At 68.3% G+C, this 7613-nt stretch carries 5 protein-coding genes; 1 reads left to right on the top strand and 4 read right to left on the bottom strand.

The features are described from left to right. Positions 1-156: 156 nt before the first annotated feature. Both AB4Y84_RS08390 and mrcB read right to left on the bottom strand, forming a co-directional pair. Positions 157-693 carry a hypothetical protein gene (locus AB4Y84_RS08390; RefSeq protein ID WP_080150494.1) on the bottom strand — a complete coding sequence of 179 codons (537 nt, stop codon included), beginning with the start codon at positions 691-693 and terminating at the stop codon, positions 157-159. Beyond that, positions 690-3131 (bottom strand): penicillin-binding protein 1B, encoded by a 2442-nt coding sequence (gene mrcB, locus AB4Y84_RS08385; RefSeq protein ID WP_442245005.1) that lies wholly within the window; start codon positions 3129-3131, stop codon positions 690-692. Before mrcB ends, AB4Y84_RS08390 begins: the two co-directional genes overlap by 4 nt. A 95-nt stretch (positions 3132-3226) precedes the next feature. Between mrcB and AB4Y84_RS08380 the strand changes: the two genes are divergently transcribed. After that, positions 3227-5326: a glycosyltransferase gene (locus AB4Y84_RS08380; protein ID WP_442249984.1), complete on the top strand. Its 2100-nt coding sequence runs from the start codon at positions 3227-3229 to the stop codon at positions 5324-5326. Here the strand turns inward: AB4Y84_RS08380 and AB4Y84_RS08375 are convergent. After that, complete coding sequence (locus AB4Y84_RS08375) at positions 5323-6888, bottom strand: hypothetical protein (protein WP_442249983.1); 1566 nt, start codon at positions 6886-6888, stop codon at positions 5323-5325. The two genes, AB4Y84_RS08380 and AB4Y84_RS08375, sit on opposite strands and share 4 nt — an antisense overlap. A 30-nt stretch (positions 6889-6918) precedes the next feature. Beyond that, positions 6919-7613 (bottom strand): ACT domain-containing protein (locus AB4Y84_RS08370; RefSeq protein ID WP_442249982.1); only part of this gene is annotated, 695 nt, incomplete at its 5' end.

Raw genomic sequence — 7613 nt, 5'->3', positions numbered from 1 at the left:
GGTTGGGTTCGCGGGGGTGTCCGCGGCATGGATGCCGCGGCCAAGCCCCCAGGGATGGGTTCACGGCGTCCCCCGCGAATCCAACCTGCCCGGCCCAGCGCGGCTTTTGCGCGACCAGGCAGCCAGCCACGAGGGGCTGCGCCGTTGGCTGGAAACTCAGTACCGCTTGATCCCCGGCACCGTGCAGCCTTCAATCTGCGCGTGCGCGGACACCGCATTCTCCTTCTCGCCCCGCGCCAGGCGCGCCTGCTCGATCGTCGCCCAGTGCCGACGGCACAACGGCCCCGTCTTCGAGCCAAGGTCCACAGCCTTGCGTGCGAACGTTTCCGCCTCCGCCCACTGGCCCTGCAGCAGCGCCAGTTCCGCGCGTTCCTGCAATACCGACGGATCACCGGCCACGATCTGCAACGCCTGGTCCAGGCTGCCGGCCGCGCCAGCCAGATCATTGGCCTTGCGCTGGGTCAGCGCCGTCTGCCGCAGATCCTCAACCTGGGAATCGCGCAGTGGCTGCACCGACAGTTCCTTGTCATCCGGCCCGGCTGCGGCTTCCACGGCTGCCAGCCGCTGTGCGGGCGTGGTGGTATCCACCGGCTTGACCACCTGCGGCGCGCTGCTCACGCAGGCCGCCAGGGCCAGGCTGAGGCCACTCAGGACCAAGGGCTGGAACAGCGAACGGATAGTCATCGGCATCATCGGCTTGGAGGAGGAGTCGCTGCAGCGGGTGCTGCGGCAGGTTCAGCAGCGGGTTCGGGCTTACGGTCAAGGCCGAACCAGCTGCGCCAGCCGCCGCCCTCGCCTTCCGCACCGCCCTGCGCGTCCGGCAAGGCCGCCGGTGCGCAAGGTTCATACGCAGGCGCATAGCCCACCACGAACGGGAAGCGGCGGGCACCCGGGCACCCTTCATCGGTGCTGTTGGTTCCCGTAGCGGCAACCGGCTGCCAGTCGAGGCCCTTGTTGCTGACCTTCAACGGCGCCGTCGGCAGGCGCTGGAAGATGCCCGACCACACCCGCATCGCGCCGGTGGCGCCGTACAGGCCAGCCTGTTCGTTCTGATCGTTGCCCATCCAGATCACCGCCAGGTGATCGCCGGTGTAACCGGCATACCAGCTGTCGCGGCCATCGTTGGTGGTGCCGGTCTTGCCGGCCGGCTGCAGGCGGCCCAGGCCATCGGCGTTCAAACGCTGCGCGGTACCACTGGCCACCACCTGCTGCAGGCCGATGCTGATCAGGTTGGCGGCAATCGAGTCACCTTCCTGTGCCGGTGCAGGGGTCTTGTCGTAGCGCTTGAGCAGCTTGCCCTGCGGATCAAGGACGCCACGCACCGCGTGCAGCGGCTGGATCTCGCCGCCCGATGCCAGGAACTGGTACAGCTGCGCCATCGCGTACGGGCTCTGGTCGGTCGAGCCGAGGATCACCGCCGGGTTCGCCTCGGCCTTGATGCCGGCCAGCACGTGGATCAGCTGCGTCACCCGTTCCGGGCCGACCTGCATGCCCACCCGTACCGTCGCCTGGTTGTAGGAGTGGGCGAGCGCATCGATCAGGCGCACGGTGCCGTGGCTGCGGTTGTCCGCATTGCCGGGGTTCCAGTTGCGGCCGCGGCTGAGCTGCACGGTCACCGGTGAATCATCGACCCAGCTGGCCAGCGAATAGCGGTCCGGCTGCGCGAGCGCGAGCAGGTACACGAACGGCTTGAGCAGCGAGCCGACCGGGCGCTGCGCCTCGATGGCACGGTTGAAGCCGACCTCGGACACTTCGCGGCTGCCGATCACCGCCACCACGTCACCGTTGTGCACGTCGGTCATCACCAGGCCGGCCTGCAGCTCGGGGCGACGCTTGCTTTCCAGCGACTTGATGGTGCGCGTGACCGCGCCTTCGGCATAGGCCTGTGCGGACGGCGACATACCACTCATCACGCTCAGGCCGGCGCCCTGCAGGGCCGATTCCGGATAGTCGTGGGCAAGCTGGCGACGCACCAGGTCGACGTAGGCCGGGAAGCGGTTGGCCGCCACCAGGCCCGGGGTCTTGGGCACGCCCAGCGGCGCCTTCAACGCACGCTGGTACTCGGCATCATCGATCAAGGTCGCCTCGTGCAGTTTGCCCAGCACGAAGTTGCGACGGTCCAGCGCCCGCTCGGGATTACGCCGCGGGTCGTAGTAGGACGGCCCCTTGACCAGGCCGATCAACAGCGCGATCTGCTCGGTTTCCAGCGAGGAGAGATCGCGGCCGAACCAGAACTCGGCACCGGAGGACATGCCGTGGATCGCCTGGCTGCCGCGCTGGCCCAGATACACCTGGTTGAGGTACGCCTCGAAGATGGTGCGCTTGTCATAGCGCGCTTCCATGATCAACGCATACAGCACCTCGTTGAACTTGCGGGTGACGGTCTGTTCCTTGCCGATTCCCAGCAGGCCGCTGCGGGCCAGCTGCTGGGTCAGGGTGGAAGCACCCTGGCGGCTCTGCCCACCGGAGCGGACAGTCACCCAGACCGCGCGTGCGATGCCGGACAGATCGATGCCGTGATGGCGGTTGAAGTCCTTGTCCTCGACCGCCTGCAGGCCAGTGACCAACAGGTCCGGGGCCTCGTTCATGCGGATCAGGCGGCGCTCTTCCTGCTTCTGCCCATACAGCGTGGCGATGCGCGCAGGATCCATGCGGGCTGCCTTCAGCGCCTTGCGGCTGTCGGCGTCGCGCAGCGAGGCGATGCTGCCGCCGGACAGCGACAGCTCGACCCGGCGCGCAGCAACGTGGCCATCGACATCGTTGTAACCGCGGCTGGAGATGACGAAGCGCCCGCCCTGCACCGCATAGGTTGCCGGATCCTTGCCCTGGCCATCATCGCGATAGGCCGAGGCGGCCAGTTCGGTCTTCAGGGTTGCCGCATCCATCGCCTTGCCGGGCATCAGCACCAGCGGGCGTGCATAGACGCGCGTCGGGATYTGCCAGCGCAGTTCACCGAAGCGCTGCGTCACCTGTTGGTTCAGGTACAGCGTATAGGGGATCAGGAAACCCAATCCCAACGCGACCGCCGCCATGCTCCAGGTGATCAGCCGGCGGCGCCAGAGCGGACCGGTGTCCTGCTGGTCGTCGTCGTCGAAATCGTCGATATCGTCTGAATCGTAGCGTCGGGGCACGGGAATGCGACAATGTAGGGTCTGGCGAGTCTACCCCAGCCGCTGCGGCAGGCGAATTCTCCCGGCCCCCCTGCTTAAGCTGGAGTTGCAACCGGATGGCGATGTCCCTGGCCGAAATCCGCTACCTGATCAATCGCCTGACCGGCTTGGCCCGCCGCAGCCTGGCCAGCCTGCGCACCCGCGGCTGGCGGGCCACATGGCAGCGGATCCKGGTCCACGCCCAGCGCGCGGTGCCGGCACCGCGCAAGCCGCTCTACCTGCCACCGGCACAGCCGTTCGCTCCCTTTGCGGTGCCCACCAGCGATACCCCGGACGTCAGCATCGTCATTCCGGTGTACAACCACGTCGACCATACCCTGGCCTGCCTGCGCGCCCTGGCCGCGCACCCGCCGTCGGTGGCCTGCGAAATCCTGGTGGTGGACGACGGCAGCAGCGACGCAACGGTGCAGTGGATGCCGCAGATCAGTGGCCTGCGCTACGAAGTCCGCGAGCACAACGGTGGTTTCATCGAGGCCTGCAACGATGGCGTGTCGCGCACGCGCGGCCACTATGTGGTGCTGCTCAACAACGATACCGTGCCGCAGCCGGGCTGGCTGGAGGCATTGCTGGACACCTTTGCGACCGTCGCCGATGCCGGTCTGGTCGGCAGCCAGCTGCTGTACCCCGACGGCCGCCTGCAGGAATCGGGCGGGGTGATCTTCAGCGATGGCAGCGGCTGGAGCTACGGCCGTTTCGAAGCCGCCGATGATCCCCGCTTCGCCAGCCTGCGCGACGTCGATTACTGCTCCGGCGCCGCGCTGATGCTGCCGCGTGCCCTGTGGCAGCAGCTGGGCGGTTTCGACACCCGCTACAAGCCCGCCTACTACGAAGATACCGACCTGGCCTTCCGCGTGCGGGCACAGGGCCTGCGCGTGCTGGTGCAACCGGCCAGCCGGGTGATCCACGATGAAGGCACCAGCAATGGCACCGATACCGGCAGCGGCGTGAAGGCCTACCAGTTACGCAACCAAGGTATTTTCGCAGCCAGATGGGCCGCTGAACTGGCCTCCCATCCGAAGCTCGGCGAGGTACCTTCGCCGGCGCTGCTGCTGCGCGGCCGTCGCCAGGTGTTGATCCTGGATGAGGAAGTGCCGCGCCCGGAGCGCGACTCCGGCTCGCTGCGGCAGGTCAACCTGATCCGCCTGCTGCTGCAGGGCGGCGCCCACGTGGTGTTCGTGCCCACCCGGCGCGAACACGGCGGCGTGGCGACCGAAGCCCTGCAGCGGATGGGCGTGGAAGTCTGGTATACGCCCTTCCTGGACGGTGTTGCAGGCTGGCTGCGCAGCCACGGCACCCGCTTCAACGTGGTGATGATGGTGCGCCACCACGTCGCCAATGAATGCCTGCCGCTGCTTGAGCGCTATGCGCCGCAGGCCCGCACCGTGTTCGACACCGTCGACCTGCACTACCTGCGCGAACGCAGGGGTGCGGAAGTGGCGGGCGATGCTGGCCTGCTGCGCAACGCCGAACGCACCCGCGCCAGCGAACTGGCAGTGATGGACCGGTGCGACATCACCGTGCTGGTCAGCGCCGCCGAGCGCGAACAGCTGCAGGCCGATGCGCCCCAGGTCCGGGTGGAGCTGATCTCCAACCTGCATGAGGTCGCCGGCACGGGTGCACCGTTCGCGCAGCGCCACGACCTGGTGTTCGTCGGCGGCTTCCGCCATCCGCCGAACCTGGATGCGATGGAGTGGTTCATCGGCGATGTGTTCCCGCACGTCCGCGCGGCGCTGCCGCAGGTGCGCCTGCATTGCATCGGTGCCGGTGCACCGGACACGCTGCTTGCCCTGGCAGCCAACCAGCCGGGCGTAGTGATGCATGGCTTCGTCGAAGACATCGTTCCGTACATGGACGGTGCCCGGATCGCCATCGCGCCGCTGCGTTTCGGCGCCGGCGTGAAGGGCAAGATCAACCTGAGCATGGCCCATGGCCAGCCCGTGGTCGGCACCACCTGCGCGGTGGAAGGCATGCACCTGCGTGCCGGCCAGGACGTGCTGGTGGCCGACGATGCAGCGGGCTTTGCCGATGCGGTGGTCCGCCTGTACCAGGACCCTGTGCTCTGGCAGCAGCTGGCCGCCGCTGGCTTGGCCAACGTGGCCGAACATTTCTCGCTGGATGCCGCATCGGCAACCGTGCAGCGGGTGTTCTTCGACTAGTCGATGTGGCCGCCTGCGTGCCGCAGGCGGTCCTCGAACGCGGCAAGCTCGGCCAGATCCGGCTGCAACCGCCGCACCTGCTCCACGGCCGAGGCGGCAAATTCCACATCACCACGACCCAGCCGTTCGCTGCCGATCGCCAGCCAGCGCTGGGCCAGGCGGGAACGCGCATCGGGCAATCCTGCGGCCGTCGGCGCCAGGGTCTGCCACGCTTGCAGGCAGGCACCTGCGGCCTGCACCCGGTTCTGTCGCAGGTTGTCATCGAAACAGGACCTGCTGGCGGGCAGCAGGCGCGCTGCCGCCGCCTTGACCCGGCTGTCGCGCGGTGCCAGTGCCTGCGCTTCGCGCAGCGCATCGAAGGCGCTGTGCCCGGGGGGGGTGATCCACTGCCCGGCACGCTCGGCGCGATCGATCTGGCGCAACCGATCACGCAGCTGGCGCTCACGCTGGGCAGCGCTGATGCCCGGCTGCTGCAACGACTGGCGTGCCTGCCGCGCACGCTGCAGGCGCTGTGCAAGCTGCTGCTGCGCCGCTTGCGAGGCACCCAGACCTGCCGCCAGCGCAGCATCCTTGTCGGCCGCCTCGAACTGGAAATCGTCGGCCCGCTTCTGGCTGCGCGCCAGCAATGCCTGCACGGTCTGCTCGCGCCCACGCAGTGCAGTGGGATCATCGGACGTGACCGCCAGCACGGCCTGGAAWCTATCCGCAGCCGTCTCAAGCTGCTGCCGTTTTAGCGCACGCTGACCCTGCTGCAGCCGTTGATCGACGGCCTGGGAGAGCGCTTCCTGGCTGGCAGGAAGCTCGGAATGACCTGCATCGAACTGACGTGCGCGCTGCAGGATCACAGCCGCCGTGGCCAATTCGCCGCGCGCGGCCTGTGCACGCGCCTGCTGCAGCAGGTCGCTCAATGCATCCTCGCGACCTTCCAGCGCAGGCAGGTTGTCCGGCTGCAGCGTCAGCACCCGCTGGAACAACGGCAACGCACTGCTGTCGCCGTCGTCCAGCCGCCCCGCTGCAAAGGCATTGCGGGCCTGCGCAAGCAAGGCGCCGATGCCAGCCCCAGCACGACGACGCGCCTGCAGTTGCTGGGCCACCGCGTCTGCCTCGGCACGCGGCACCTGCAGCTCACGCGCCAACGCCAGCGCCTGCGCGCAGCCGTCCAGGTCGCCCGCCTGCAGCCGCTCGCGTGAGTGCTGCAGCGCTGCCGCACCGGTTCGGGCCAAGCCCTGTCGTGCCTGCGGACGGTCGCCATCCAGGGCCAGTACCGCCTGATAGCGTTCTCGCGCGCCGCTGCCGTCGCCCGCGGTCAAGCGACCTTCTGCCAGCGCGCGATCGCCCTCGGCCAGCAGTTGCTCTATCTGTGGCTCATCCCAGAACCAGTCCGCCAGCGGTTTGCGCACCAGCACCAGCAGCACGAACACGGCTGCAGCCGTCAACAGCGCCCAACGCCACACCCGGCGTGCATGGCGCGCCTGCAGCCACCACCAGCGGCTTTCACGGCGAACGCGATCGAGCGCCGGATGTGCGGCGCCRTGTGAGCGATGCGGGGGCTCGCGTTCCATGCGTGCAGGGTAGCCGGGGCAGCGTGAAGCTCAGCCCAGACGACGCGCCTCGCTGACGCCGGGCAACGCATCGAGCTTGCCCAGCAGATTCGACAGCTGGCCGTAGTCGCTGACCTTCAGCCGCAGGCGCAGATGCGCGCGGCCACTGTTGCGGACGTTGTCGCTGTGGATGTCCAGCACGTAGGCGTCTTCCTGTGCGATCAGGTTGGTGATGTCCTTCAGCAGCCAGCGGCGGTCCACTGCGTCGACCACCACGTCCACTTCATAGCCACCGCCGGCCTGGCCCCATTCCACCGGCAGGATCCGCTGCGGGCTGGTCGCAGCCAGCCGCGCCAGTGCCACGCAGTCTGCACGATGCACCGTGACACCCCGGCTACGGGTCAGGTAGCCGACAATCGGTTCGCCCGCCACCGGCTGGCAGCAACGCGCCAGCTGCACCAGCAGGTTGCCCACGCCCTGTACGGTGAACTTGGACTTGCCCAGGTTCTCGCGGCGCGCGGTCGGCCGCGGCAATGCCGACGTCGGCGCCGGCTGGCTGGCCGCACGCTCGGCTTCCAGCAGCGAACGGCTGACCTGGTTGGGGCCGGTATCACCCAGGGCGACCTGGATGTAGAGGTCGTCGACACTGTCGGCATGGAACTTCTTCGCCGCCGCGGACAGGTCCGAATGCTGCAGGCCCAGCCGCTTCAGTTCGCGCTCCAGCAGCTCGCGCCCTGCCTGCACGT

It is taken from the genome of Stenotrophomonas sp. 2YAF22 (assembly GCF_052114665.1).
Lineage (GTDB): Bacteria > Pseudomonadota > Gammaproteobacteria > Xanthomonadales > Xanthomonadaceae > Stenotrophomonas > Stenotrophomonas indicatrix.
This window is presented reverse-complemented; position numbering and strand designations above follow the sequence as displayed.